At 74.6% G+C, this 24,984-nt stretch carries 22 protein-coding genes; 11 read left to right on the forward strand and 11 right to left on the reverse strand.

Annotation, left to right across the window (positions count from 1 at the left end):
- The first annotated feature begins 45 nt into the window (after positions 1-45).
- Together VFG42_RS14685 and VFG42_RS14690 are read left to right on the forward strand one after the other, a co-directional pair.
- The gene (locus VFG42_RS14685; protein ID WP_324909484.1) at positions 46-1,356 is read left to right on the forward strand and encodes a serine protease; all 1,311 of its coding nucleotides are present in this window, start codon (positions 46-48) and stop codon (positions 1,354-1,356) included.
- An 85-nt stretch (positions 1,357-1,441) separates the two neighbouring features.
- A complete protein-coding gene (locus VFG42_RS14690; protein ID WP_324909485.1) occupies positions 1,442-2,788 on the forward strand; it encodes a DUF1254 domain-containing protein in 1,347 nt (448 codons plus the stop codon).
- Here VFG42_RS14690 and VFG42_RS14695 read toward each other — a convergent pair.
- Positions 2,785-5,091 carry a TIM-barrel domain-containing protein gene (locus tag VFG42_RS14695; protein WP_324909486.1) on the reverse strand — a complete coding sequence of 769 codons (2,307 nt, stop codon included), beginning with the start codon at positions 5,089-5,091 and terminating at the stop codon, positions 2,785-2,787. The two genes, VFG42_RS14690 and VFG42_RS14695, sit on opposite strands and share 4 nt — an antisense overlap.
- A 97-nt stretch (positions 5,092-5,188) precedes the next feature.
- Here VFG42_RS14695 and VFG42_RS14700 point away from each other — a divergent pair, with 97 nt between their 5' ends.
- Positions 5,189-6,535: a pyridoxal phosphate-dependent decarboxylase family protein gene (locus VFG42_RS14700; RefSeq protein WP_324909487.1), complete on the forward strand. Its 1,347-nt coding sequence runs from the start codon at positions 5,189-5,191 to the stop codon at positions 6,533-6,535.
- Between the two features lie 190 nt (positions 6,536-6,725).
- On the opposite strand, the gene VFG42_RS14705 is transcribed toward VFG42_RS14700, so the two are convergent.
- A complete protein-coding gene (locus VFG42_RS14705; protein ID WP_324909488.1) occupies positions 6,726-7,619 on the reverse strand; it encodes a class II fructose-bisphosphate aldolase in 894 nt (297 codons plus the stop codon).
- Positions 7,620-7,717: 98 nt separating this feature from the next.
- On the opposite strand from VFG42_RS14705, the gene VFG42_RS14710 reads away from it, so the two are divergent.
- Positions 7,718-8,317: a phosphatase PAP2 family protein gene (locus VFG42_RS14710; RefSeq protein ID WP_324909489.1), complete on the forward strand. Its 600-nt coding sequence runs from the start codon at positions 7,718-7,720 to the stop codon at positions 8,315-8,317.
- Here the strand turns inward: VFG42_RS14710 and VFG42_RS14715 are convergent.
- A complete protein-coding gene (locus tag VFG42_RS14715) occupies positions 8,314-9,210 on the reverse strand; it encodes a haloalkane dehalogenase (RefSeq protein ID WP_324909490.1) in 897 nt (298 codons plus the stop codon). The genes VFG42_RS14710 and VFG42_RS14715 overlap by 4 nt on opposite strands.
- Before the next feature lie 82 nt (positions 9,211-9,292).
- Here VFG42_RS14715 and VFG42_RS14720 point away from each other — a divergent pair, with 82 nt between their 5' ends.
- The 3 genes from VFG42_RS14720 (at position 9,293) to VFG42_RS14730 (ending at position 12,355) form a co-directional block, all read left to right on the forward strand.
- The gene (locus tag VFG42_RS14720) at positions 9,293-10,105 is read left to right on the forward strand and encodes a crotonase/enoyl-CoA hydratase family protein (RefSeq protein WP_324909491.1); all 813 of its coding nucleotides are present in this window, start codon (positions 9,293-9,295) and stop codon (positions 10,103-10,105) included.
- A 72-nt stretch (positions 10,106-10,177) separates the two neighbouring features.
- Entirely contained in the window at positions 10,178-11,347 is a 1,170-nt protein-coding gene (locus VFG42_RS14725) for an acyl-CoA dehydrogenase family protein (protein WP_324909492.1), read from the forward strand.
- Positions 11,348-11,443: 96 nt separating this feature from the next.
- Positions 11,444-12,355, forward strand: a complete 912-nt coding sequence (locus VFG42_RS14730; RefSeq protein WP_324909493.1) for a DUF5996 family protein — start codon at positions 11,444-11,446, stop codon at positions 12,353-12,355.
- Here VFG42_RS14730 and VFG42_RS14735 read toward each other — a convergent pair.
- Both VFG42_RS14735 and VFG42_RS14740 read right to left on the reverse strand, forming a co-directional pair.
- Positions 12,346-12,879, reverse strand: coding sequence for a universal stress protein (locus tag VFG42_RS14735; RefSeq protein ID WP_324909494.1), 534 nt, complete (start codon positions 12,877-12,879; stop codon positions 12,346-12,348). The genes VFG42_RS14730 and VFG42_RS14735 overlap by 10 nt on opposite strands.
- Positions 12,880-12,882: 3 nt before the next feature.
- The gene (locus VFG42_RS14740; protein ID WP_324909495.1) at positions 12,883-14,313 is read right to left on the reverse strand and encodes an MFS transporter; all 1,431 of its coding nucleotides are present in this window, start codon (positions 14,311-14,313) and stop codon (positions 12,883-12,885) included.
- A 116-nt stretch (positions 14,314-14,429) separates the two neighbouring features.
- On the opposite strand from VFG42_RS14740, the gene VFG42_RS14745 reads away from it, so the two are divergent.
- Positions 14,430-15,944, forward strand: coding sequence for an MFS transporter (locus VFG42_RS14745; RefSeq protein WP_324909496.1), 1,515 nt, complete (start codon positions 14,430-14,432; stop codon positions 15,942-15,944).
- A 12-nt stretch (positions 15,945-15,956) separates the two neighbouring features.
- Positions 15,957-16,526, forward strand: coding sequence for a helix-turn-helix domain-containing protein (locus VFG42_RS14750; RefSeq protein ID WP_324909497.1), 570 nt, complete (start codon positions 15,957-15,959; stop codon positions 16,524-16,526).
- A 44-nt stretch (positions 16,527-16,570) separates the two neighbouring features.
- On the opposite strand, the gene VFG42_RS14755 is transcribed toward VFG42_RS14750, so the two are convergent.
- Both VFG42_RS14755 and VFG42_RS14760 read right to left on the reverse strand, forming a co-directional pair.
- Positions 16,571-17,530 carry an NADP-dependent oxidoreductase gene (locus VFG42_RS14755; RefSeq protein WP_324909498.1) on the reverse strand — a complete coding sequence of 320 codons (960 nt, stop codon included), beginning with the start codon at positions 17,528-17,530 and terminating at the stop codon, positions 16,571-16,573.
- A complete protein-coding gene (locus VFG42_RS14760) occupies positions 17,527-18,906 on the reverse strand; it encodes a cytochrome P450 (protein ID WP_324909499.1) in 1,380 nt (459 codons plus the stop codon). The genes VFG42_RS14755 and VFG42_RS14760 overlap by 4 nt, the downstream gene beginning before the upstream one ends.
- Positions 18,907-19,061: 155 nt before the next feature.
- On the opposite strand from VFG42_RS14760, the gene VFG42_RS14765 reads away from it, so the two are divergent.
- Positions 19,062-20,399, forward strand: a complete 1,338-nt coding sequence (locus VFG42_RS14765; RefSeq protein ID WP_324909500.1) for a cytochrome P450 — start codon at positions 19,062-19,064, stop codon at positions 20,397-20,399.
- On the opposite strand, the gene VFG42_RS14770 is transcribed toward VFG42_RS14765, so the two are convergent.
- Genes VFG42_RS14770 through VFG42_RS14785 form a run of 4 tightly spaced genes read right to left on the reverse strand, consistent with a single transcriptional unit; the run spans position 20,389 to position 23,583 of the window.
- The gene (locus tag VFG42_RS14770; RefSeq protein WP_324909501.1) at positions 20,389-21,048 is read right to left on the reverse strand and encodes a dienelactone hydrolase family protein; all 660 of its coding nucleotides are present in this window, start codon (positions 21,046-21,048) and stop codon (positions 20,389-20,391) included. The genes VFG42_RS14765 and VFG42_RS14770 overlap by 11 nt on opposite strands.
- A gap of 30 nt (positions 21,049-21,078) precedes the next feature.
- Entirely contained in the window at positions 21,079-22,335 is a 1,257-nt protein-coding gene (locus tag VFG42_RS14775) for a PASTA domain-containing protein (protein ID WP_324909502.1), read from the reverse strand.
- Positions 22,336-22,337: 2 nt separating this feature from the next.
- Positions 22,338-22,751 (reverse strand): hypothetical protein, encoded by a 414-nt coding sequence (locus VFG42_RS14780; RefSeq protein ID WP_324909503.1) that lies wholly within the window; start codon positions 22,749-22,751, stop codon positions 22,338-22,340.
- Between the two features lie 55 nt (positions 22,752-22,806).
- A complete protein-coding gene (locus tag VFG42_RS14785; RefSeq protein ID WP_324909504.1) occupies positions 22,807-23,583 on the reverse strand; it encodes a helix-turn-helix transcriptional regulator in 777 nt (258 codons plus the stop codon).
- A gap of 293 nt (positions 23,584-23,876) precedes the next feature.
- On the opposite strand from VFG42_RS14785, the gene VFG42_RS14790 reads away from it, so the two are divergent.
- The gene (locus tag VFG42_RS14790) at positions 23,877-24,971 is read left to right on the forward strand and encodes a ribonucleotide-diphosphate reductase subunit beta (RefSeq protein WP_324909505.1); all 1,095 of its coding nucleotides are present in this window, start codon (positions 23,877-23,879) and stop codon (positions 24,969-24,971) included.
- Positions 24,972-24,984: the final 13 nt, after the last annotated feature.

Genomic DNA, 24,984 nt, shown 5'->3' on the forward strand with positions numbered 1-24,984 from the left:
CCGCTCCGGTCCGGCGCCGGAGGAGTAGCGTCCTCTCCCGTCCCCATGCGCCTCGTCCCTCGCCTCGTCACGCCGGTCCTGGCGGCTGCCGCGATGGTCGGCTGGACGGCCGCCGACGCGCCGGCGGCGCCGGTCGCGCACGCGTCGATCATCGACGGCACCGTCGCGACGGGCGCGGGGCCGCTGGCGCTGGTCGCCAACGACGTCGGGCAGTGCTCGGGATCGGTGATCGCCGCCAACGTCGTGCTGACCGCCGCGCACTGCGTGCACGACCCCGACACCGGCGCGCTGCTGGACGCCGGCACGTTCGTCGTGCAGACCGGCGCGGTGCGCGCGGCCGACCCGGCGGGGTCCTTCACCCGCGTCGGCCAGGTGGTGTCCTACGCCTGGTCGCCCGCCGACAGCTCCGGCGATCTCGCGCTGCTGCGGCTGACCACGCCGACGCCGGCTCCGCCGCTGTCGCCGGCCACCCGCGCCGACAGCGCCCTGCTCGCGCCCGGCACCGCGGCGGTGGCGGAGGGCTGGGGCGTCGACACGCTCGGCGGCGACGAGCCGTCGGAGGACCTGCGGAGCGGCGGCCAGGTCGTGCAGAGCCCGAGCTTCTGCACGTCCCAGGCGCAGGCGGTCGGCGCGCGCCTCGACACCTCCAGCACGCTGTGCGCCCTCGACCCGCGCGGGATCACCGGCGTCTGCAACGGCGACAGCGGCGGCCCGCTGATCGCCGCGCGCGCCGACGGCACGCCGGTGGAGATCGGCATCGTCAGCTTCGGCGCGGCGAGCTGCTCGCCGACCCGGCCGGGGTTCTACACGCGCGTGGACGCGTTCTCGTCCTGGATCGCCGGTTGGGTCGCGGCGCTCGCGCCGCCGCCCGCGCCGGCGCCGGCCGCCCCGGCGCCCGCGGCGCCGGCCGCCGTCCCGCCGCCGGCGGCCGTCACGCCGGCGCCCGCCGCCACGCCCACGCCCCAGGCGCCCTCCACGGGCTCGGCGACCCGCTACGCGCGCTACGTCGGCCACGGCGGCTACGTCGCCGCGCGGGTGGCCGCCGACGGCGCGCACGTCACCTGGCTGCGGATCGGGCTGTCGCTGACCTGCCGGCGGTCGGCCCACGTCTACGTCAACGACATCTTCCAGGCGCCCGCCCAGGCCGGGTGGCCGCTGACGGCCGCTCGGCCGCTGCGGCTGACGCTGGCCAAGCCGGCGACCCGCCGCTTCCTGCGCCGCACCGACAGCATCCGCCTGACCCCGCGCGCCGGCGGCCTGGACGGCAGCGTGACCGTCACGATGCGCGCCCGCGCGGCCAGGCTCGGCACCTGCGCCGGCGCGGTGCGCTCCTTCCGGCTGACGCCCTCGCGCTAGGGGCGGCTTCGCGGCCGACCCGACGATCGGGACCCGACGCGGTCGGCCCTCGCTTTCGCACCCCGCGCCCCGTTACGGTGCGCGCATGCGGAAGCGGGGGCGGCGCGCGGTGGTCCTGACGATGGCGATGGCGATGGCGCTGACCGGCGCCGCGTCCGCGTCGGCGGGCGCGGCGTCGGCCGCCAGCGACGCCGCCTACCGGGCGGGCCTGGCCGCCTACGTCCACGGGTATCCGCCGCTGCTCAGCCTCGACTCGCAGACGACGTTCCCGACCAACGCGCTGGTCAGCATCGCGGGGCCGATCGACCCCTCCAACAAGCTCGTCGTGATGCCGAACGTCGACACGGCCTACGCCGTGGCGAAGCTCGACCTCGCGCAGGGGCCGCAGACCGTGCACCTGCCCGCCGAGCCCGGCCGGTACCACATGGTGCAGGTGATGGACGCCTACACGAACGTCGTCGGCTACGCGGGCACGCGGACGACCGGCGACGGCGCGGTCGACGCGATGGTCGTCGGGCCGGGGTGGCACGGGACCGCGCCCGCCGGCGTGCGGCTGCTGCGCAGCCCGACCGACGCGGCGCTCGTGCTCGGGCGCACGCTGCTGCTGCCGTCCGACACGCTGCCGTCGCTGCGCGAGCTGGTCGGCCAATACACGCTCAACGGCGCCGCGCCGATCGTGCTCGACCGGCAGCCCGGCCGCAAGCCCGGGACCGTCCCCAAGGGCATGGCCTTCGTCGAGGCCTACGACGGCTTCCTCTCCGCCAACCCGCCCAGCGCGGCCGAGCGGCGGGACCTCGCGCCGCTGGCGCGCTACGGCATCGGCGCCGGCCTCGCCGCCCGCGCCCGGGCCCTGCCCGCCCGGACGCGCGCGGCGCTGCTGCGCGGGATCGCCGCCGGCCCCGCCGCCGTGGCGGCGCGCGTCGCCCGCCGCCGCGCCGCCGGCGCGCGCGAGCACCACGGCTGGGTCGTCCTGGACCCCAAGACCGGTGACTACGGCACCGACTACTGGCTGCGCGCGAGCGTCGCCAAGATCGGCCTGTGGGCCAACACGCCCGCCGAGGCGACCTACCCCAACGCCGCCTACGACTCCGAGGGCCGCCCGCTGAGCGGCGCCCACCGCTACGCGCTCACGCTGCCCACGCCGCTGCCCACGCGCGCCTTCTGGTCGCTGACGATGTACGACGCCGCGCTGCACCTGTACGACAACCCGCTCGGGCGCTACGCCTTGGGCGACCGCTCGCCGGGCCTGGTCGCCGGCGACGGCAGGATCAGGCTGACGTTGTCGCACGCCGCCCCCGCGGGCGCCACGGCCAACTGGCTGCCCGCGCCGGCCGGGCGCTTCGTCGTCACACTGCGGCTCTACATGCCCACGGCGAAGGCCCTGGCGCCCGGCTGGGCGCCGCCGGGCCTCCGCTGCCTGGACTGCGGCTAGCAGCGGCCGCGGACGCGCAGCGTCGCCGTGCGGCCGCCGAGCGTCGCGTGGAGGACGCCGTTCTTGATGGTCTTGCTCGTCGCGCCGGTGACGCGGCAGGCGCCGTGGCGGCCGGCGATCCCCGCCAGCGGGGCCTCGACGTCGTAGGTGCGCGACCGGCTGCCGCGCAGCGTCAGCGTCCAGGTGCCGCCCGCCACGCGGGAGCGGATCGGCTCGCCGGAGTACATGGTGGCGTCGGTCGTCCCGGCGCTCGGGAACGCGAGCAGCCGCAGGTGGCCGGCGCGGTCCTTCAGGCGCGTGACGCCCGCGGGCGCGGTGGCGCCGGTGTCGGCGAGCGTGTCGACGTCGGCGTCCAGCAGCGGCAGGACCGCGCCGGCGCGGACGTAGAGCGGGAGCGTGTCGAGCCCGGCGCGGACGGTGGTCGTCCGGCCGCCGCGGACGATCCCGCCCGCGCGGGCGTGGAACGCGCCGTCGGCGGCGTCGTAGGCCAGCGCGTGCGCGCCGTCGATCCAGCGGCCGCGCGGCAGGTAGACCTTGCGCGACGTCGCGCCCGCCTGGACGATCGGGGCGGCGAGCACGCTGGGGCCGAAGAGGAACTCGCTGTCGGACTGGCCGCCCCACGGCGCGCCCGCCGGGTCGTCGAGCACGAGGTGGCGCATCAGCGGCACCCCGGTCGACCGGTAGGCCTTGTCGGCGGCCAGGATGTAGGGGTAGAGCTGGGTGTGCAGCTTGGCGTACTTGCGCCACGTCGCGACGATGTCCGCGTCCCAGATCTGCGGGCGCGCGTAGCCGGGGATCGCCAACCCGGAGGACTTGGTCCGCATCACGCCGGACACCGCGCCGACCTCGATCCAGCGCTTCAGCAGCGCGGGCGTCAGCCGCGGGTCGGGCGCGACCGTGTCGTAGCCGCCGATGTCCGAGCCCCAGCGGCTGACGCCCGACAGGCCCATGCCGAGCGCCTCCTTGACCGCCGACGACAGGCCGTCGAAGCCCCACGTCGTCGTCGGGTCGCCGCCCCAGACGTCCGACGCGCACCTCGCCGCGCCGGTCCAGCCGGAGCGCTGGAAGCGCACGATCGGCTTGTTGATGGTCTTGGCGATCGCCTCGGCGGCGCAGTGGTACTGCGTCGGGTAGCGGTTGTGCAGGCCGGTGGCGGCGCCGGCGACGTCGTCGGGCGTGTACTCGCCGAAGTCCTCCATCCAGCCGTCGTGGCCGGCGGCGGCCATGCGCTCGAGCACCGCGCCGTACTGCTCGCGGGCGGCGGCGGTCGCGAAGTCGAACTGCGCGACCGGCTGGATCGTGAAGCCCAGCGGGCCGGTGCCGCCGACGAACGAGTCGAACGTCGCGGGCGTCCCGTCGGCGCGCCGCTGCAGCGCGCCGGCCGCGACCGCCGCGCTCCACAGCGGCTCGTAGGACTCGCACAGCATCGGGTTGACGTAGGTCAACACGGCCAGGCCCGCGTCGTGGAAGGCGGCGACGCGCCGGCTCTCGTAGTCCTCGTTGCCGCGGTCCAGGCCGCAGGGCAGGTAGCGCAGCTGCGTCTCGGCCGCGCTGACCGGCGCGTCGGCGGCGCGCAGCTTGGCCAGCCACGACGCCTCGTCGGTCAGCGGGACCGTGTTGGGCTGGCCGGTCTGGAACCACGGGCCGAACGCCCACGGCGCGCCCGGGGCGGGCTGGCGGCCGGTGGCCTTCGTGAACGCGGCCAGCGCGCGGGCGACCGAGCCGTGGCCGTCGAAGACGCGCGCGGTCAGGACCGGCGCGTCGACCTCGATCGACCACGCGCGCTGGGTGGCGCGCGCGAGGTCGAACGTGCTCGGCTGGTCGTTCTCCAGCAGCACGCCGTAGCCGCGCGACGACAGCGCCCACGGCACGGGGTAGTACGTCGCGTCCTTGCGCGGGCGGAACCCGGCGGGCGGGATGGTGTTCTTGACGATCTTGTAGGTGTCGGGCGAGAACGGCCCGTCCGACACGTAGTTCTCGACGCTCGCGCCGCGATGGTCGACCGCGTCGGCGCGTTCGCCGAGCCCGTAGAACCGCTCGCCCGCGGGCGCGGCGAACGCGAGCCGGACGGCCTTCGCCGTCGCGCCGCCGGCGGCGCGCACGCGGATCCGCGCGCCGTCGACCGTGACCCGCACGTGCGAGCCGGTCTGCCAGCCCGACGCGGTCTTCACCGCCGTCCGGGCCGGGTCGACCCGCAGCGGGCCGACCCTCGTGGCGGCCTGCGCCACGCCGACATGGACACCAACAGCAGCGAGCAGCGCGGGCACGACGGCCAGGCGCGCGCGGAGGACCGGAACCGACACGGGAGGCAGTGTGACAGATCACGCGGATATGTCACATCCCGGTGCGGTCCGCGCGCCGGCGTTGCGCCGCGCGGCCGTGCCGGGCAGCATGCGGCGGATGGACAGCCGTCGCGAGCTGGTGGACCAGGCCCTGAAGGGCGTCGAGGCGTGGGAGGCGCGGTGGGGTGCGGTGCCGGGCGCCCCGGCGCTGACGCCGGACGTCGACGTCGCCGCGTTGTTGGAGGACTACGCGGAGCGGATGGACGCGACGCTGCCGTTCTTCCACCCGCGTTACGCGGGGCAGATGCTCAAGCCGCCGCATCCGGTCGCGGTGGCCGCGTACCTGGCGGCGATGGTCGTCAACCCCAACAACCACGCGCTGGACGCCTCGCAGGCGACGTCGCCGATGGAGGTCGAGGTGATGGCCTCGCTGACCGAGATGTTCGGGTTGCCCGAGGTCGCGCTCGGCCACCTGACCTCCAGCGGGACGATCGCCAACCTGGAGGCCCTGTGGGTCGCGCGCGAGCTGGCGCCCGGGAAGGCGGTCGTGCACTCCGCCGACGCGCACTACACGCACGGGCGCATGTGCCAGGTGCTGGGGGTCGAGTCGCGCGCGGTGCCCGCCGCCCCGGACGGGCGGATCGACCTCGACGCCGTCGCGGCGCAGCTGCGGCGCGGCGACGTGGGGACGGTCGTGCTGACGCCGGGGACGACCGGGCTGGGCGCGGTCGACGACGTCCGCGCGGCGCTCGAGCTGAAGGACCGCTACGGGGCTCGCCTCCACGTCGACGGCGCCTACGGCGGGTTCTACGCCCTGCTCGGCGAGCACGACGCCTACCCGGCGATCGGCGGCTGCGACTCGGTCGTCGTGGACCCGCACAAGCACGGCCTGCAGCCCTACGGGTGCGGCGCGGTGCTGTTCGCCGACCCGGGCGTCGGGCGCTTCTACCGGCACGACTCGCCCTACACGTACTTCACCTCCGACGAGCTGCACCTCGGCGAGATCTCGTTGGAGTGCTCGCGCGCGGGCGCGGCGGCCGGCGCGCTGTGGCTGACGCTGCGGGCGTTCCCGCTGGAGCGCGAGCGCGGCCTGGGCGCGATCCTCGCGGCGTGCCGCCGCGCGGCGCTGGACCTCGCGGCGCGCGTCCGCGCGTCCGACACGCTCCAACTCCACCTCGACCCGGCGCTGGACATCGTCAGCTACTGGCCGCGCCGATCCCGGATGTCGGAGATCGACGCGGCCTCCGAGGCGATGCTGCACGCGGGCATGGCCCCCGACGCCGACGAGCCCGTGTTCCTGTCGACGCTGCGCGTCGACGCCGGGGCCTTCGCCGCGCTGCACCCCGACGTCGAGCGCGACGCCGACACCGTCCGGATCCTGCGCTCGGTGCTCATGAAGCCCGAGCACGAGGGCTGGGTCGACCCGCTGCACGCGCGGCTGGAGGCGCTGGCGCGCGCGGCGTAGGTCGACCGGCGCCTCGGCGCGCCGGGCGCGGGGTCCTCGGTCACCGACCGGCGCGTGAGCGTCAGCCGCCCGGTCCACGCGGCGTCGCAGGCGAACGCCGGGCACGGCAGCGACGCGTCGCTCTCGACCGGGAGCGCGATCGTCGCGTCGCCCAGCCGCGCGACCGGGATCCGCGCCTTGACCAGGACAGCTAGGGCCGCGCGTACCCCGCCGACCCGAAGAGGTCGATCTTGGCCTCGACGACGTCCTGGACGGCCCGGACCACCGGGCCGATCAGGCGCACGATCGCGTACTCCTCGGGGTGGTCGCGCAGCTGGCTCTCCAGCGTCGTGCGGTAGGCGTAGCGCAGGTCGGAGTTGATGTTGACCTTGCTCACGCCGATGCGCGCGGCCTCCTCGAAGTAGTGGCCGGGCGTGCCGGAGCCGCCGTGCAGCGAGATGTTGACGTCGATCGCCGCGCGGATCCTCGCGAGCAGCTCGAGGTCGAGGACCTTGGGCACGGGGTAGCGGCCGTGGAGGTTGCCGACGGCGGCGGCGAACGTGTCGATCCCGGTCTCCTGGACGAACGCCTTGGCGCCCTCCGGCGTGGAGAACGTCTTGCGGACCTCGTCGTAGTCGATGTCCTCGGCGTGGACGTTGGAGCTGCCGCCGAAGTAGTGGGGCTCGCTCTCGACCAGCGCGCCGGTCGTCTCGCGCGCGTAGGCGACGACCTCGCGCGTGGCGGCGACGATCTCCTCGTCGGTGGCGTCCTTGTTGGCCTGGCTGTAGTCGATGTGGATGAGCTCGAAGCCCGCGTCGATGCCCGCCTTGGCGTCGGCGACCGTCGGGCTGTGGTCGAGGTTGACGTACATCTCGACGCCCAGCTCGGCGCGGTAGTTGTCCACCATGTCGCGCAGGTTCGCCAGCCCGATCGCCTGGACCTCGCCGTGGCTGACCTCGACCAGGACGGGCGAGGCCTTGGCCTGCGCCGCGCGCGCGATCGCCAGCAGCGTCTCCTGGTTGTCGACGTTGAAGGCCCCGACCGCGAAGTGCTCGGCGCGGCTGCGCTCCATCAGCTCCCGGGCCCTGGCGACGGCATCGGTCACGACACCGTCGATGGTAGGCCTGTCGCGGCCGGAACGCCAGGCCGTGTGAACGCGATGTTCATGTCTCGTTCAGGCGCGGCGGACGAGGATCCGGGGCGATGGACTTCACGCTGGTCAAGGACCTCAACTCGCTGTTGGCCCACCACGACGCGCTGGAGGATCCGCTCGTCGCCTACGCCAACGCGTCGGAGGCGCTGTTCCTCGGCCTGCTGATCGCGGCGTTCGTGCTCGTCGGCGGTCGCCGGGGGACCGGGACCCGACGGGCCGTCGTCGCCGCCGGGCTCGGCGCCGGCGTGGCGCTCGCGCTGGCCGCCGTGCTCGCGCGGGTGGTCGACCGCCCGCGGCCGTTCGTCGCGCACCCGGGCGACGTCCACCTGTTCGCCGCGCACGCGGCCGACGCGGGCTTCCCCAGCGACCACGCGACCGCGTCGTTCGCGATCGCGGTGGCGCTGCTGCTGCGCTCGCGGGCCTGGGGCGTGGCGGCGCTGGTCGCCGCCACGCTGCTGTCGGTCGCCCGCGTGGCCATGGGCATCCACTACCCCAGCGACGTGCTCGCCGGCGCGGCGCTCGGCGCGCTCGTCGCGCTGGCCTTCCACCACCCGCGCGTCCGCGCGCTGACCGACGCGCTCGCCGACCGCGTCGGCGCCCTGCGGGTCTGGGACCGGTCCGGGCCGCGGGCGGCCTACGGCAGCCGCTAGGCCGAGGCCGCCGTCGCGATCACGATCTCCGCCAGCCGCGGCCCCGCGTCCTCCTGGGAGAAGTGCCCGACGCCCTCCAGCGTGACGTGCGGCTGCCCGGCCGCGCCGGGGATCAGCTCCCGCAGCACGCGGTCGGCGCCGCGCGTGACCGGGTCGCGGTCGCCGAACGCGCAGACGAACGGCTTCTCCCAGCGCCGCAGGACCTCCCAGGCGGCGCGGTTGGCGGGCACGGCCGGATCCTGCGGCGAGGCGGGGACGAGCGTCGGGAACTGGCGCGCGCCCGACTTGTAGGACTCGTCGGGGAACGGCGCGTCGTAGGCGGCGATCTCCGCGGGCGTCAGGTCGCGCGTCGTGCCGCCGTTGACGATCGCGCCGGTCGGGAACTCCGGCACCTGCTGGGAGAACGCGCGCCACTGCTCGAAGCCCTCGCCGAGCGGGCGGTCGCCGGTGGGCAGGAACGTGTTGGAGGCGACGATCGCCGCGAAGCGCTCCTCCTGCTCGGCGGCCAGCCGCAGGCCGAGCAGGCCGCCCCAGTCCTGGCCGAAGAGCACGGCGCCGCGCAGGTCGAGGACGTCGACGACCAGCGCCGTCAGCCACCGCATGTGGTCGGCGTAGGAGTAGTCCTCGCGCGCGGCGGGCTTGTCGGAGCGGCCGAAGCCGATCAGGTCGGGCGCGATCGCGCGCAGCCCGGCGTCGGCCAGCGGGCCGATCATCGACCGGTACAGGTACGACCACGACGGCTCGCCGTGCAGCAGCAGGACCGGCGTGCCGTCGCGCGGGCCTTCGTCCACGTAGGCCATCCGCAGGCCGTCGCCGACCTCGGCGTGACGGCTCTCGTACGGCCAGCCGGGCAGGTCGGCGAAGCGCTCGTCGGGGGTGCGCAGGATCTCCATGGCGCGGCAGCTTGACAGTCGGGCGCGCACCGCGCCGGCGCCGCGCTCCCGTGGTCGCGCGAGGGCGCGTAGATTGCCGCCCATGAGCGACGAGCGGCGAGTCCGGGTCCAGGTCGGCGAGGACGGCGTGGCGGTGGTCACGCTCGTGCGCGGCGAGAAGCACAACGCGCTGGACCTCGCGATGTTCGAGCAGATCGTCGGCGCCGCCGAGCGGCTGCGCGACGCGCCCGACGTGCGCGCGGTGGTCCTGCACGGCGAGGGCAAGAGCTTCTGCAGCGGCCTGGACGTCGTCTCGATGATGAGCAGCGGCCGCCTGACCGCCGACCAGCTCGTCGCGCGCGAGGGCGCCGACGGCCTGGCCAACCTCCCGCAGCGCGCGGCCTTCGACTGGATCCAGGTCAAGGCGCCGGTGATCGTCGCGATCCACGGCAACTGCTTCGGCGGCGGCCTGCAGATCGCGCTGGGCGGCGACGTCCGCATCGCCGCGCCGGACGCGAAGCTCAGCGTCATGGAGATCCGCTGGGGCCTGGTGCCGGACATGGGCATCACCCAGACGCTGCCGCGGCTGATGCCGATCGACCGCGCCAAGGAGCTGACCTACACGGGCCGCGTGATCAGCGGCGAGGAGGCCGCGCGGCTCGGCCTCGTCACCCGCGTGGCCGACGACCCGCTGGCCGCGGCGCTGGAGCTGGCGACCGAGATCGCCGGCCGGTCGCCCGACGCCGTCCGCCGCGCCAAGCGCCTCTACGAGGACACCTGGGTCTCCGACGATCGCGGCGCCGCATTGCTGCTCGAATCCGAGCTTCAGGCGCAGCTCATCGGGCAGCCGAACCAGATCGCGGCGGTCACCGCGGGCATGGCCGACGAGCCGCCGGTCTTCGTCGACCCGTCCTGACGGCAGCGCGCTCGCACCCGTCATGCGGTATGACGTGCGGCCTTCCTGACCACCGGAATCGAAAGTCCCAGCATGTCGATCACCACCGCTCCCGGCGCCCGGCGCCCGCTGTTCGAAGACGTCCACGACGACTACCGCGAGAGCTTCCGCCGCTTCCTGGCGGCCGAGGTCGTCCCGCACCACGAGGAGTGGCAGGAGGCGCACATCGTCTCGCGCGACCTGTTCACCAAGGCCGCCGAGCACGGCTTCCTGGCGATGGCCGTCGAGGAGGAGTACGGCGGATCCGAGGTCGACGACTGGCGCTTCAACGCGATCCTCGCCGAGGAGGCCGCCTACGCGATCGTCCAGTCGTCGTGGATGGGCCCGACCGTCCACAACGACCTCGGCCTGCCCTACCTGCGCGCCGCCGCCAACGAGGAGCAGAAGCAGCGCTGGTTCCCGGGCGTCGCGTCGGGCGAGAAGATCCTGGCCCTGGCGATGACCGAGCCGGGCACGGGCTCGGACCTGAGCGCGATCGCCACGCGCGCCAAGAAGGACGGCGACGACTACATCATCAACGGCGCCAAGACCTTCATCTCCAACGGCATCAACGCCGACCTCGTCGTGACCGCCGTCCGCACGGGCGACGACCCGCACAAGGGCCTGTCGATGTTCGTGATCGAGCGCGGCATGGAGGGCTTCGAGCGCGGCAAGCAGATCCACAAGCGCGGCCAGCACGCCAACGACACGGCCGAGCTGTTCTTCAACGACTGCCGCGTCCCGGCCGAGAACATGCTGGGCCAGGAGGGCACGGGCTTCGCGCAGCTGATGGCGCACCTGATCCCCGAGCGCCTGGGCCTCGCGGTCAGCTCGATGGCCGGCGCCGAGGCGGCGCTCGCGCTGACGCTCGACTACGTCAAGGAGCGCAAGGCGTTCGGCCGCCCGATCGGCTCGTTCCAGAACTCGCGCTTCGTCCTGGCCGAGCTGCAGACCAAGGTCGACATCACGCGCTGCTGGATGGACCGCACGATCGGCCGCTACGTCGACGGCACCTGCACGGTGCAGGAGGCGGCGATGGCCAAGTACTGGACGACCGACCTGCTGTCCGAGGTCTCCGACGCCTGCGTCCAGCTCTTCGGCGGCTACGGCTACACCACCGAGTACAAGATCTCCGAGATCTGGGCCGACGCGCGCGTCAACCGGATCTACGCGGGCACCAACGAGATCATGAAGGAGCTGGTCGGCCGCAGCATGGGCCTGTAGCCCCGGGCGGGCCGCCGCGCCGCGCCGCGTCGCGCGCGCGGCGGCCCCGCGCCCACCGCTTGACCGGCCGCTCATGGCCGGTCAGCCTGTCCGGTCATGAGCGACAACTGGCCCGCGCTGCGCGTCGAGGACTGGACCGACACGCGCGAGACGCTGCACATGTGGACGCAGGTCGTCGGCAAGGTGCGGCTCGCCAAGGCGCCGATGGTCAACCACTGGTGGCAGGTGACGCTGTACGTCACGCCGCGCGGGCTGACGACCGGGGCGATCCCGGACGGCACGACGACGTTCGAGATCGAGCTGGACTTCTGCGCGCACCGGCTGCACGTGCACCGCGAGGGCGGCGACGAGCGCCACGTCGCGCTGGAGCCCAAGAGCGTTGCGCGCTTCTACGCCGAGACGATGGCCGCGCTGGCCGACCTCGGCATCGACGTGGAGATCAACACGACGCCGGTCGAGGTCGAGACCGCGATCCCGTTCGAGCGGGACGAGCAACACGCCTCGTACGACCCCGCCGCCGCGCAGGCGTTCTGGCGCCAGCTCGTCCAGGCCGACCGCGTGCTGCACGACTTCCGCGGCCGCTTCGTCGGCAAGGCCAGCCCCGTGCACTTCTTCTGGGGCTCGTTCGACCTGGCGGTCACGCGCTTCACCGGCCGCACCGCTCCGCGCCATCCCGGCGGCGCGCCCAACTGCGCCGACTGGGTCATGGTGGAGGCCTACTCCCACGAGCTGAGCAGCTGCGGCTTCTGGCCCGGCGGCGGGGAGGAGGGCGCGTTCTACGCCTACGCCTACCCCGAGCCCGACGGCTTCCGCGACGTCCCCGTCCGGCCCACCGAGGCCTATTACAACGACGACTTCCGCCAGTTCCTGCTGCCCTACGAGGTCGTCCGCCGCGCCGCCGACCCCGACGCCACGCTGCTGGACTTCCTGCAGAGCACCTACGAGGCCGCCGCCGAGCGCGGCGCCTGGGACCGCGCCGCGCTGGAGGCGGCGTCCGCTCAGCGCTGAGGCGCGCCGGACCCGCGCGGATCGCGGGCCAGGCGCGTTCGAGCGCCGCGGCGGCGGGCCGCGCGCGACACGTACAGGTCGGTCGGGCCCTCCGGCGGCACGACCAGGACCGGCACCGGCGACCAGCGCGTGAGGCGGTCGTCGAAGGACCGGTGCAGCAGGCGCGAGAGGCGCGAGCGGCCGGAGGCGCCGACCACGAGCGAGTCGTGGCGCTCACCGCGCAGCTCGCGCATCAGGCACGACCAGGCCGAGCCCTGCAGCAGCAGCGTGGAGACCGGCAGGCACGCCGGGACCTGCTCCAGGGCGGCGCGCTGCGCGGCCTGGCCGGTGCGCCAGAGGTCGTCGGAGACGTCGCGCGCCGCGGTGCAGGTCTCGATCGGCCCGAACGCGCAGGAGCGGCACTCGGGCAGGACGGTGAGGATCGTCAGCCGTCCGTGGTGCTGGTCGGCGAGCTCGATCGCCTCGCGGAGCGGACGCTCCGAGCGGGGCGTGAGGCTGAGGCCGACCAGCACGTTGCGGAACATGGCTCAGGCGCGCGTCGGCTCGGTGGCGGCGGCCGGTGCGGCGGCGCCCGCTGGGCGCGACGCCGGGATCAGCAGGCCGAAGGCCCCGGCCGCCAGCGCGACGCCCGCGCTCATCAGGAACGCGATCCGGAAGCCGCTCTCGGCGGGCAGGCCGCCGGCGATCGCGTGGCCGGCGATGATCGACGCGGCGACCTGGCCGCCCAGCGACGCCCCGACGTTGCGCGCGATCGTGTTGACGCCGGTGGCCTCGCCGGTCTCGTGCGGCTCGACCGCGTTGACGATCAGGTTGGGCAGCGCGGCGAACGCGCAGCTGACGCCGACGTTGAGGACCAGGCCCCAGAGGATGACCTCGACGACGTGGCCGTGCAGCTCGGCCAGGCCGACGAGCCCGAGCGCGGCGATCACGCAGCCGATCAGCAGCGGCGGCTTGGAGCCGACGCGCTCGCCGGCCTGGCCGACGATCGGCGCGACGACGAGCATCGCCAGGCCGCCGGGCGCCATCAGCAGGCCGGCCTGGAACGCGTCGAGGCCCAGGCCGATCTCGTGGCCCTTGGGCAGCTGGGCCATCTGCGGGATCAACACGTAGGTGCCGAAGAGGCCGAAGCCGACCAGCAGCGTCGCGAGGTCGGTCGTCAGCACGGCGGGCCGCGCCAAGGTCTTCATGTTGATCAGCGGCGCGCTGTGGCGGCGCTCGAAGGCCACGAAGGCCACCAGGACGACCAGCCCGACGGCGATCAGGCCGAGCGTCCGGCCCGCGCCCCAGCCCCACTCGTTGGCGCGCGAGACCGCGATCAGCACGCACGACAGGCCGACGGCGAGGATCGCGGCGCCGCCGACGTCGAGGCGGCCCGGCGTCCGGACCGGCGACTCGGGCACGAACTTGATGGTGGTGATGGTCGCCACCACGCCCATCGCGGCCGACATCCAGAAGATCCAGTGGTAGGAGGCCTGGTCGACGAGCAGGCCGCCGAGCGGCAGGCCGACGGCGGCGCCGATGCCGACGATCGCGCCGAGTAGCGCGATGCCCGTCGGGATCTTCTCGCGCGGGAACTCGTCGCGGACGATGCCGAAGCTCAGCGGGAAGACGCCGCCGCCGACGCCCTGCAGGACGCGGCCGACGATCTCCAGCCCGAGGCCGTTGCCGAGCGCGCAGACCAGCGAGCCGAGGGCGAAGGCGGCCAGCGCGATCGACAGGAAGCGCTCCTTGCCGAACATGTCCCCCAACTTGCCCAGCAGCGGGGTGAAGATCGAGGCCGACAGGAAATAGGCGGTGACCATCCACGTGATGTCGGACGTGCCGACCCCGAAGGCGTGCTGCATCGGGGTCAGCGCGGGCACGACGGTGGTCTGGGCGAGCGCGAAGGCGAGCGCCCCGACGCCGAGGACGGCGAGGGTGACGTTGTGGTGCTGGCGGTCAGCGGAGGCGTGGGTCATGGAGAAGAGCGCGGGGTGCGACGGCAGGGGGAGAAACGAAGTGCTCACTTCGTTATCGGCCGGGCAGTCTAGCGATCCCCGGCGCGGGCTTCGGATCGCGCTATCGTCGTGACGCGATGTCATCAATTGCTGACAAGACGGTTCAGGCGCGACGAGACGGGCGAGCGGAGGCCGCGGAGGCCCACGGCCCCGGGCCCGCGTTCGTCCCGGCGCTGCTGGCCGTCGGCATGGTGGTGTCGGTCATCAGCTCGCTCGGCGCGCCGCTGATCCCGACGATCGCCCAGGACCTGCACGCGAGCCTCGGCGCGACGCAGTGGTCGCTGACCGCGACGCTGCTGGTCGGCGCGGTCGCCTCGCCGCTGGTCGGCCGCCTCGGCGACGGCCCGCACCGGCGCACGACGCTGCTGGTCTGCCTCGCGCTCGTCAGCCTCGGCGGCGTGATCGCCGCGCTGGCCGGCTCGCTCGGGCCGCTGATCCTCGGCCGGGCGCTGCAGGGCCTTGGCCTGGCGCTGATGCCGCTGACGATGGCCTCCGCCCGCGACCACCTGTCGCACCTGCGCGCCGGGTCGGTCATCGCGCTGCTGTCGATCATCGGCGCGGCCGGCGTCGGCCTCGGCTACCCGATCACCGGCTTCATCGCCGAGCACGCCGACGCCTCGGCGGCGTTCTGGTTCGGCGCGGGCGCCAGCGGCCTGGCGTTCCTGGTGGCCCTGCTCTGGATCCCCGGCCCGGCGCGCGAGCACGAGCGCGTCCCGCTGGACCTGCGCGGCGCCGCGCTGATCGGCGCCGGCGTCCTGGCGCTGCTGCTGGCGCTGGAGAAGGCGAGCGACTGGGGCTGGGGCTCGGGCTCGACGCTCGGCCTGATCGCGGCGGCGATCGTGCTGCTGGGGCTGTGGACGATCGCCGAGCTGCACACCGAGCACCCGCTGGTCGAGCTGCGCCTGGTGCGCCGCCGCGCGGTCCTGGCGGCGAACGTCACCGGCCTGATCCTCGGCATGGCCATGTACTTGGGCATCTCGCTGATCACGCAGGTCGTCCAGCTCCCGAGCGGGATGCACCGCACCGTCTTCGCCGCCGGCCTGACGCTGCTGCCGCTGTCGGTGCTGTCGATGGCCTCCAGCCGGCTGTACCCGATCGTCCGCGACCGCGCGGGCGTCCGCGCGGCGATCCCGCTCGGCGCGACGGTGCTGGCGCTCGGGATGGCGTTCTTCGCGCTGACCGGCGACGCGCTCTGGCAGGCGTTCGTGACGATGGCCTTCGTCGGCCTCGGCCTGGGCTTCACGTTCGCGGCGATGCCCGGGCTGATCGTCTCCTCGGTGCCCCGGGACGAGACCAGCAGCGCGATGAGCTTCTACCAGGTGACCCGGTACGTGGGCTTCTCGATCGGCAGCGGCCTGGCGGTGACGTTCGTGCGCGCGTTCGACCACGACGCCGCGGTCCCGACGAGCGACGCCTATGGGAAGACGTTCTTCATCGGTGCCGCGATCTGCTTGGTCGCGGCGGGCGTGGCGTGGCTGCTGACCGGCGACCTGGAGGCCGACGCCGCGCCCGTGTCGCACGCGGACGCCGAGCGCGCGGTCGAGGAGGGCGAGGTCGGCGCCGCCGGCCTGCCCATGCTCGAAGGGGACTAGCCTCCCGGGGCGATGCCCGCCGCCCGCGCTCCCCGCAAGGACGCCGTCGCCAACCGCGCGCGGATCCTCGCCGCCGCCGCCGAGGTCTTCCGCCGGGAGGGCTTCGGCGTCGGGGTGGAGAAGATCGCGCGCGAGGCCGGGATCAACGTGGCGACGCTGTACCGGAACTTCCCGTCCAAGAGCGCGCTGATGCTGGCGGTCGGCGAGTCGCTGCTGGAGCCGTGCCGCGCCGCGCGCGACGCGGCGATGGCCGGCGGCGGGCCGGACGTCGTCGGGCGGTTCCTGGTCGCGCAGGTCGACGTCTACGCGGAGAACCGGGGCGTGGTCGACGCCTTCAGCCGGGGCGACGTGGACCCCGAGGTGCGCGCCGAGCTGGTGGCGATGGCGATCGACATCCTGGCGCCGCTGGCCGAGCGCGGGCATCGGGACGGCTCGCTGGCGGTCGCCCTGGACACCCAGGACCTGCTCGTCGCGCTGCGCATGATCACCGGCGCCGTCATCACGTCGGGCACGATCGACCGCGACCCGCGCGCCTACGCCGAGATCCTCGCGCGCGGCCTGCGCGAGCCCGCCGCCGGCTGAGGCCTACGGCCGGGCGCTTCGAGCACCGCGGCGCTGACCGGCCGCTACGGCACGAGCGCCAGCTTGCCGCCGGGGTGCCCGCCGCGCAGCAGGTCCAGCGCGGCCGGCGCCTCGTCCAGCGCGAACGTGCGCGCCACCGGGACGACCAGCGCGCCCTCGCCGGCCAGCGCGATCAGCTCCGGGCGGACCTGGTCGCGGAACTCCGCCGAGCCGGACATCGACCCGCCGATGTGGCGGAAGCCGTCGGCCCGCGCGCGGCCGGCGTTCGCGATCGTGACGATCCGGTCGCGATCGGCGACCAGCGCGAGCGACACGTCGCTCGCCTCGTCGGTGCCGACCGCGTCCAGCGCGGCGTCGACGCCGTCGCCCGCCAGCGCGCGGACGCGCGCCTCCAGGCCGTCGCCGTAGGCCACCGGCTCGCCGCCGAGCTCCTCGACGACGCCGAACCGCGCCTCGCTCGCGGTGCCGATCACGCGCGCCCCGCGCCGCCGCGCGAGCTGCAGCGCCGCCACGCCCACGGCGCCCGACGCGCCGTGCAGCAGGACCGTGTCGCCCTCGCCCACGCCGGTCCGCTCCACCATCTCGGCCGCGGTCGCGCCCGCCAGCAGCAGGTTGGCCGCCTCCGGGAAGCCCAGCGACGCGGGCTTGGCGAAGACGTCCCGGGCCGGGACCGTCACCGCCGTCGCGTAGCCGCCGCCGATCCGGAACGCGAGCACCGCGTCGCCGACCGCGCCGCCGCCCGAGGCGATCTCGGTGTCCGGGCCGACCGCCGCCAGCGTTCCCGCGACCTCGAAGCCCGGCGCGATCGGCAGCGCCGCCGGGTCGCCGGCGGCCATCCGCTTGTAGTCGGCCGGGTTCAGCCCGGCGGCGCGGACCGCGATCGTCACCTCGCCCGGCCCGGGCGGCGGGACCTCGGCCTCCACGAGCTTCAGCACCTCGGCGGGCGCGCCGAACTGCTCGGCGACCCAGCGGCGGGCGGGGGACACGGCGGCGGTGGAGGTCATGCCGTCGAGTGTGGCACCGCCGGCGCGATCCGCCGCACGCGCACCGGCGTGCCGTGGCGCGGCACGAGCGTGATGCCGCGCAGGACGACCGGCTCGGGGTCGGCGCGGACCGGCTCCAGGTCGGCGCGCAGGACGACGGCGCGGATCACCTCGGCCATCTCGGCCTGCGCGAGCGCGGCGCCGATGCAGCGCCGGATGCCGCCGCCGAAGGGCAGCCAGGTGTAGGCGTCGGCCTTGCCGTCCAGGAAGCGCTCGGGCCGGAACGCGGTCGCGTCGGGGTAGAGGTCCTCGCGCAGGTGGACGACCGCGATCGCGGGGTAGACGCGGATCCCGGCGGGCAGCTCGTGGCCGCCGACCACGCGCGGGCGCGTCAGCGTCCGCTCCGCGCCGTCGATGACCGGGCGCAGGCGCAGCGTCTCGGTGACGACCGCGTCCAGGTAGCGGTCGCCGTCGCCCGCGGCCAGCTCGTCGCGCAGGCGGGCGAGGACCTCGGGATGGTGCCCCAGCAGGTCGAACGCGAAGGCCAGCCCGGTGGCGGTCGTCTCGTGCCCGGCCAGCAGCATCGTCATCAGCTCGTCGCGCAGCTCGCGGTCGGTCAGCGCGCCGCCGTCCTCGTCGCGGGCCCGGAGCAGCAGCGACAGCACGTCGGCGCGCTCGTCGAGGGCGGGATCGGCGCGGCGGCGCGCGATCTCCTCGTAGATCAGCGCGTCGGCCGCCGCCAGCCGCCGCCGGAACAGGCCCCACGGGCTCAACCGCCCGAGGTCGCGGCGCAGCGCCTGGGGCAGGAAGAACAGCGGCTGCAGCGCCAGCAGCGAGGTCAGCGCGTCGCGCAGCCGGTCGATCCGCGCGGGCACGGTGACGCCGAAGACCGCCCGCGCGATCACCTCGAAGGTCAGCGTGCGCATCCGCTCGCGCAGCACGAGCTCCTCGCCCGGGCGCCAGCGCGCGAGCTCCGCGGCGGTCACGTCGCGGATCACCGCGCGGAACGCGGCAACCGCCGAGCCCTGGAACGGCGGCAGCAGCAGGCGCCGGTGGCGCAGGTGCTCGGGGCCGTCGAGGATCAGCACGGAGCGCTTGCCGAGCACCGGCGACAGCGGCTCGTTGGCCTCGCCGGCGTGCAGGTCGGACTGGTCGCCGGTGAACAGCGACCGGATCGCCTCGGGGTCGGCGACGTACACGCCGACGCCGAAGACCAGGAACGGCACGGTGAACACGTCGCCGTAGCGGCGGTGCCAGCCGGTCAGCGACCCGACCGGGTCCTCGACCATCCGCGCCGTGTTGACGAGCGCGGGTCCGCGCGGGCCGGGCGGCAGCGCGGCGCGGCGCGGGCGGGAGCGCCGGAGGACCCGCGGAGGGCTGGTCGAGACGTCGGTCATCGTCGGCCTGGCGACGAACGCTAACCGGTGAGCGTCGGACGCGCCAGCGGGAGCCGGCCGCGGCGCGGCGCGTTCCCGCTCGCGCTTGTCAAATACCGGTCGGTATCTATACTTCCGCGGCACTCCGTCGACACAACCGCGAAGGGACGACGACGATGCGGGCCACGCTGCCTCCCGGACCCCGAACGCCGACGCTGGTGCAGACGATCGGCTGGTGGAGCCGGCCGACCGCCTACGTCGAGCGGCTGCGCGACCGCTACGGCAAGCGCTTCACGATGCGCCTGCTCGGCCAGCCGCCGTTCGTGGTGCTCTCCGATCCCGCCGACCTGCGCGAGGTCTTCACCGCGCCGCCGGAGGTCCTGCACCCGGGCGAGGGCGCGCGGCTGCTGGAGCCGATCGTCGGCGCCCACTCGGTGATCCTGCTCGACGAGGGCCCGCACCTGGAGCAGCGGCGGCTGATGCTGCCCGCCTTCCACGGCGAGCGGATGCAGCGGCTCACCGGCCTGATGGCCGAGCTGACCGAGCGCGAGCTGGACGCGTGGCCGGTCGGCCAGCCGGTGCAGCTGCACGGGCGGCTCCAGGCGCTGACGCTGGAGATCATCCTGCGCGCGGTCTTCGGCCTGGACGAGGGCGCCCGCCTGGACCGCCTGCGCGACCGGCTGACCGCGATCCTCTCGTTCGGCGAGAGCCCGGTGTCGCTGCTGCCGCAGGCGCAGCGGCTGCTGAGCGGACGCGGGCGCTTCGGGCGCTTCGAGCGCGACCGCGCCGCGGTCGACCGCGAGTTGTACGCGTTGATGGACGAGCGGCGCCGCGACCCCGGCGACCGCGACGACGTCCTGGCGATGCTGCTGGCCGCCACGCGCGAGGACGGCTCCCCGATGCGCGACGAGGAGATCCGCGACGAGCTGCTGACCGCGCTGGTCGCCGGCCACGAGACGACGGCCTCGTCGCTGGCCTTCGCCTTCGAGCAGCTGGCCCGCGCGCCGCACGTCCAGGAGCGCCTGGCCGCCGACGAGGACGGCCGCTACCTCGAGGCCACGATCGACGAGGTGCTGCGCCTGCGCCCGGTGCTGCCCAACGCCGAGCCGCGCCTGGTCAAGGAGGACGTCACGATCGGCGGGCACACCTATCCGGCGGGGACGATCCTGATCCTCGCCGCGGCGCTCGTCCACACCGACCCGGACATCTACCCGGCGCCGCACGCGTTCCGCCCCGAGCGGTTCCTGGACGCCAAGCCCGGCACCTACACCTGGATCCCGTTCGGCGGCGGGCGCCGCCGCTGCCTCGGCGCGAGCTTCGCGCTGCTGGAGATGCGCCTGGTGCTGGCCGCGGCCGCCGAGCGCTTCACGGTGCACGCCGTCGGGCCGCCGGAGCGCACGCGCCGGCGGATGATCACGATCACGCCCGGCGACGGGGCACGGGTGCGGCTCGCGCGGCGCGAGCGCGCGGCGACGACGAGCGCGGACGTCGAGGCGGCGCTGGTCACGCCCTGAGGTGGCGGGCGAACCAGCCCGCCGCCAGCTCCGCCACGCGCTCCAGCGCGCCCGGCTCCGCGAACAGGTGCGTGGCGCCGGGGACGATCCGCAGCTCGGCGGCGATCGCCATGCGGCGCTGGGCGTCGCGGTTCATCGCGATGACCGGCGCGTCGTCGCCGCCGACGATCAGCAGCGTCGGCGCGCGCACGGCGGCCAGCAGCTCGGGCGGCGTGAGGTCGGGACGGCCGCCGCGCGCGACGACGGCGGCGACGTCGGACGGCCGGCGGCCGGCCACGCCCAGCGCGGCGGCGGCGCCGGTGCTCGCGCCGAAGCACCCGACGGGCAGCGCGGCGGTGGCGGGGTCGGAGCGCAGGCGGTCCAGCGCCGCGTCGAGGCGCTCGATCAACAACATGATGTCGAAGCGCAGGTGGCCCGTGCGGCGCTCGGCGTCCTCCTCGTCGGCGGTCAGGAGGTCGACGAGGAGCGTCGCCAGGCCGTGGTCGGTGAGGTGCCGGGCCACGGCGCGGTTGCGCGGGCTGTGGCGGCTGCTGCCGCTGCCGTGGGCGAAGAGCACGACGCCGCGCGGCGCGCCCGGCACGACGAGGTCGCCGGTCAGCGCGACCGGACCGGCGCGCACGGCGATCGTGGTGGTCTCGGCGCGATCCACCGGACCCGGGCTACCCGGCGGGGCCCCGGGTCAGCGGTGCGCGCGGTGCCTGGGTTTCTTGCCGAGGCTGATCGTCAAGGCCACCGCCTTGGTGCTCGCCCGCGTGCTGCCGGTCCGCGGCGAGGCGGCGACGACGCGGCCCTTCTTGACCGTGTCGGAGTAGGCGTGGCGGGTCGCGCCGACCTTGCAGTGGGCCTTGCTCAGCGCCCGCCGGGCCTGGGTGAGCGTGAGCCGGCCGACCTTGGGGACGACGCAGACGGCCTTGGGCTTGGCGGTCGCGGGCGGCGCGATCGGCGCGGCCCCGCCACCGCCACCGCCGCCGCCGCCGGACGGCGGGGGCGAGGACGGTGAGCCCGGGCCGTTGTCGTTGCCGTTGCCGCCGCCGCCCGGCGCGCCGTTGCCGCCCGTCTGGATCACGAGCATCGGCACCGCGACGTCGGCCTCCGTCGGCCCATCGGCTCCGACCTTCGTCGCGTCGATCTGGAGCACGACCTGCATGTCCTGGGTGACCTGGAGCTGGCCGGTCGGGTCGCGCGTGAAGTCCAGCTCGTAGTCGCAGCTGGTCATGTCGGTCGTGCTGGTCATGTCGGTCGTGCACGGCGTCGCGCCGACGTGCTGGAGGTGGAAGCCGGGGCTCGCGTCGCCGATCGACGCCGTCCAGGCGCCGGTGAACGTGCCGCCCGCGCTGCGCGGCCGGTAGAGCATCTCGCCGCCCTGGGCCGGGAACGAGTCGGTCGTGCCCGGCAGCACCGGGATCTCCTGGTCGTCGTACATCCAGCCGTCGGGGTCGCAGCCGGTGAGGACCAGCGGCTCGTGCCACTTGAAGCCCGGGAAGCACGCGCCCCACGCGACGCCCGGCGCCCGCGACGACGCGTACGGCGCCGTGCCAGGCATGGTGATCGTGACGCGCTGGTGGTCGCCGGCGGCGGCGTCGAAGGTGTCCGGGAACGCCTTGCCCGCCACGAACGGCGCGTAGGTCCCCACGTCGGCGGGGTGGCAGTTGCCCATGCCGTCGCACTCCTCGTCCCAGCGCGGGGCCGACTGGTAGGCGCAGTCCTGGGCCAGGCCGAGGCCGACGTAGGGGTTGACGAAGTAGTCGTTCTGACGGCCGTCGACGTGGGCCTTCCACGCCGTGCCGCTCGGGTCCCAGTCGGGATCGGCCGTGGTGGTCGGCGCGCAGATCGGCAGCAGGCCGTTCTCGGCGTCGGCGCGGGCGTGGGCGCGCGGCGCGACGGCCGCGAGCGCGACCAGGGTCGCCGCGACCGCCACCGCCAGGAGAGCCCTCATGGTCAGCCCTTCGGGTGCGCGCCGTAGTAGCGGGCGTTGAACGCGATCGTCGAGCAGCCCGCGGCGGTGCCGGTCTCGTGGAAGCGCCCGCGCAGGCCGTTGGCGGTGAACGTGCCGCTCAGCGCGCCGGTGGTCGTCGCGTTGGCGAAGCGGAAGCGGCCGGTGTAGGCGAACGTGCCGTTGGCCTTGATCTTGACCTGGCGCGACAGCGACACCTCGCCGCCGCGGCAGGCGATCCGGACGCTCTTCAGCGCGCCCGCGCCGTTGGTGGTGATGATCGTCACGCCGTGCGCGCCGTCGAGGTAGAAGCCGGGCTTGACGGTGGCGGCGGCGAGGACCGGCGCGCCGGCGGCGAGCGTGAGCGCGCCACCGGCGAGGGCGGCCGCGACGAGGCGGGACTTCGGCAGGGTCGGCATCGGCCGGCAACGTATGCGGTGGCCCGTAGAGTGGTCCAATGGGCTCTACGTAGGATTACGTAGGCTCGTCGTCGGCCGCCGCGCCCCACACGAACGCGGCCAGCTCGGCCCGCGAGCGCACGCCGAGCTTGCGGAACGCGTGCTGCAGGTGCTTGTCGACGGTGCGCACGCTGAGCTGGAGCGCCTCGGCGACGTCGCGGCTGGCCCGGCCCAGCGCGGTGAGCCGCGCGATCTCGGCCTCACGCGGCGTCAGCCCGTCCTGGCGCAGGCGCGTCAGCACGTCGCCGTCGTCGCGCGCGCCCGCCGCGCGCTGCAGGTCGCGGACGGCCAGCGCGTTGCGGTAGGCCTGGATCAGGTACGGCCGCGCGGCCTCCAGCAGGTCGCGCTCGGCGTCGCTGAAGTCCTGGCCGCAACGGCTCAGCGCGACGCCGAGGATGTGCCCGGCCTGGCTGGGCAGCGTGAACGCGAGCTGGTGGTCGATGCCCAGCGGCCCGTAGAACTCGCGGTGGATCCGCAGCTGGCGCAGCTCGGCGAGGCTGATGACGTCCGAGAAGCGGTAGGCGCGGCTGTCGCGCGTCCGCGCGTAGCGGGCGACCAGCGGGTTCTCGTAGGCCAGCTCGCCGAAGGCCGCGACCTGCTCGGCGGTCATCTCGGGGACCACGAGCACCCACAGGTCCGACGGCCGCGGCCCGATCGCGTTGACCGAGATCCAGTCGCACGGGACCTCGGCGCGGATCGCGTCGACCAGCGCCTGCCCGAGCTCGGCCACGTCGAGCACGCCCTGCACCTCGCCGACCATCCTCAGGATCCGCGCCTCGGGCGAAAGCGTCATCGCGGCGGGCAGTCTGCCCGCGCCCGCGGCGCACCGCAAGTCGGGCCGATCCGTCCGGCCCGCCGCCTAGGGTCCTCTGACCCCGGAATACCGGGGTGGCGTGGAAGCCAGCGAAGTCCGGTGAGATCCCGGCGCTGTCCCGCAACGGTAAAGCCACCGCCCGGTGGATGAGCCCGGTCGCCTGCTCCACGTCGTCGGAACGTCCTCGAAGGAAGGGCCGCCCACGCGACGCGCGTGACCGCTCACGGTCGCCGCGATCGGGCCACCTTCCTCCGCCCAGCCCGGAGGAGCAGATGCAGAAGACCTACACGATCGGCCCCAGGACCTTCGTCCTGGACCAGGCCAAGGCCGAGGCGGCGCTGGCCGCCAAGCGGGTCGTGGGCGGTCGCGAGACCATGACCTTCAACCTGCTCCCGCTGCGGTACACGTGGGCCTACGAGCTGTACCGCACGATGAAGGCCAACCACTGGGAGCCCGAGGACGTGCCGATGCAGCGCGACCTCGAGCAGTGGCGCGGCGCGGGCGGTGGCGCGACGCTCTCCGACATCGACCGTTGGATCGTCCGCATGGGCATCGGCTACTTCAGCGCGGCGGAGGGGATCGTCGGCGACAACATCATCCACGTGGTCCGCGAGCTGGTGACCGCGTCGGAGCTGAAGCTCGTCCTCGGCCGCCACGCGCACGAGGAGAACATCCACGCCGACTCCTTGTTGTACATGATCTCCTCGCTGGGGATCGACCCGCACGAGTGCGAGGCGATGTTCGACGACATCCCGACGATCGTCGCCAAGAACCGCTTCGTCACCGACGTCTCGCGCGAGCTGCGCCGCGACCTCGACATGACCGACCCGGCGGCCAAGGCGCTGCTGGCCAAGAACGTCTTCGTCTTCGGCCAGTGCATGGAGGGCACCCAGTTCTACGGGCTGTTCGGGATGATCCTGTCGCTCTACCGGCAGGGCAAGCTGCCCGGCATCGGGACGATGTTCCGCTACACCCTGCGGGACGAGTCCAACCACATCGAGGTGTTCCGGCGCCTGCTGCGCGAGCTGGTCGCCGAGGAGCCCGAGATCTGGACGCCGGCGTTCCGCGAGGAGCTGCGCGCGCTGATGGCCGAGGCCGTGCGCCTGGAGCAGGACTTCATCAAGGACTGCCTGCCGGTCGAGGGCGTCGGCCTCGACCAGGACGAGTTCTCGCAGTACATCGACTACATCGCCGACCGCCGCCTCGAGGGCTGCGGCCTGGCCCCGCTTCACGGCGGCCTGGAGAACCCCTTGCCCTGGCTCGCCGAGCTGATGGACGTGCGCAAGGAGCAGAACTTCTTCGAGGGCCGCGTCACCGAGTACCAGAAGGCGTCGGCCCTGGCGGCCGTCGCGGACGACGAGCTGTAGGCAAGGACATCAT

Origin of the sequence: Baekduia sp. (genome assembly GCF_035685985.1) — a bacterium.
Lineage (GTDB): Bacteria > Actinomycetota > Thermoleophilia > Solirubrobacterales > Solirubrobacteraceae > Baekduia.

Coding starts and splice junctions, on each gene's coding strand:
- VFG42_RS14685 (WP_324909484.1), top strand. CDS start 46: ATGCGCCTCGTCCCTCGCCTCGTCACGCCGGTCCTGGCGGCTGCCGCG.
- VFG42_RS14690 (WP_324909485.1), top strand. CDS start 1,442: ATGCGGAAGCGGGGGCGGCGCGCGGTGGTCCTGACGATGGCGATGGCG.
- VFG42_RS14700 (WP_324909487.1), top strand. CDS start 5,189: ATGGACAGCCGTCGCGAGCTGGTGGACCAGGCCCTGAAGGGCGTCGAG.
- VFG42_RS14710 (WP_324909489.1), top strand. CDS start 7,718: ATGGACTTCACGCTGGTCAAGGACCTCAACTCGCTGTTGGCCCACCAC.
- VFG42_RS14715 (WP_324909490.1), bottom strand. CDS start 9,210: ATGGAGATCCTGCGCACCCCCGACGAGCGCTTCGCCGACCTGCCCGGC.
- VFG42_RS14720 (WP_324909491.1), top strand. CDS start 9,293: ATGAGCGACGAGCGGCGAGTCCGGGTCCAGGTCGGCGAGGACGGCGTG.
- VFG42_RS14725 (WP_324909492.1), top strand. CDS start 10,178: ATGTCGATCACCACCGCTCCCGGCGCCCGGCGCCCGCTGTTCGAAGAC.
- VFG42_RS14730 (WP_324909493.1), top strand. CDS start 11,444: ATGAGCGACAACTGGCCCGCGCTGCGCGTCGAGGACTGGACCGACACG.
- VFG42_RS14735 (WP_324909494.1), bottom strand. CDS start 12,879: ATGTTCCGCAACGTGCTGGTCGGCCTCAGCCTCACGCCCCGCTCGGAG.
- VFG42_RS14740 (WP_324909495.1), bottom strand. CDS start 14,313: ATGACCCACGCCTCCGCTGACCGCCAGCACCACAACGTCACCCTCGCC.
- VFG42_RS14745 (WP_324909496.1), top strand. CDS start 14,430: ATGTCATCAATTGCTGACAAGACGGTTCAGGCGCGACGAGACGGGCGA.
- VFG42_RS14750 (WP_324909497.1), top strand. CDS start 15,957: ATGCCCGCCGCCCGCGCTCCCCGCAAGGACGCCGTCGCCAACCGCGCG.
- VFG42_RS14755 (WP_324909498.1), bottom strand. CDS start 17,530: ATGACCTCCACCGCCGCCGTGTCCCCCGCCCGCCGCTGGGTCGCCGAG.
- VFG42_RS14760 (WP_324909499.1), bottom strand. CDS start 18,906: ATGACCGACGTCTCGACCAGCCCTCCGCGGGTCCTCCGGCGCTCCCGC.
- VFG42_RS14765 (WP_324909500.1), top strand. CDS start 19,062: ATGCGGGCCACGCTGCCTCCCGGACCCCGAACGCCGACGCTGGTGCAG.
- VFG42_RS14775 (WP_324909502.1), bottom strand. CDS start 22,335: ATGAGGGCTCTCCTGGCGGTGGCGGTCGCGGCGACCCTGGTCGCGCTC.
- VFG42_RS14780 (WP_324909503.1), bottom strand. CDS start 22,751: ATGCCGACCCTGCCGAAGTCCCGCCTCGTCGCGGCCGCCCTCGCCGGT.
- VFG42_RS14785 (WP_324909504.1), bottom strand. CDS start 23,583: ATGACGCTTTCGCCCGAGGCGCGGATCCTGAGGATGGTCGGCGAGGTG.
- VFG42_RS14790 (WP_324909505.1), top strand. CDS start 23,877: ATGCAGAAGACCTACACGATCGGCCCCAGGACCTTCGTCCTGGACCAG.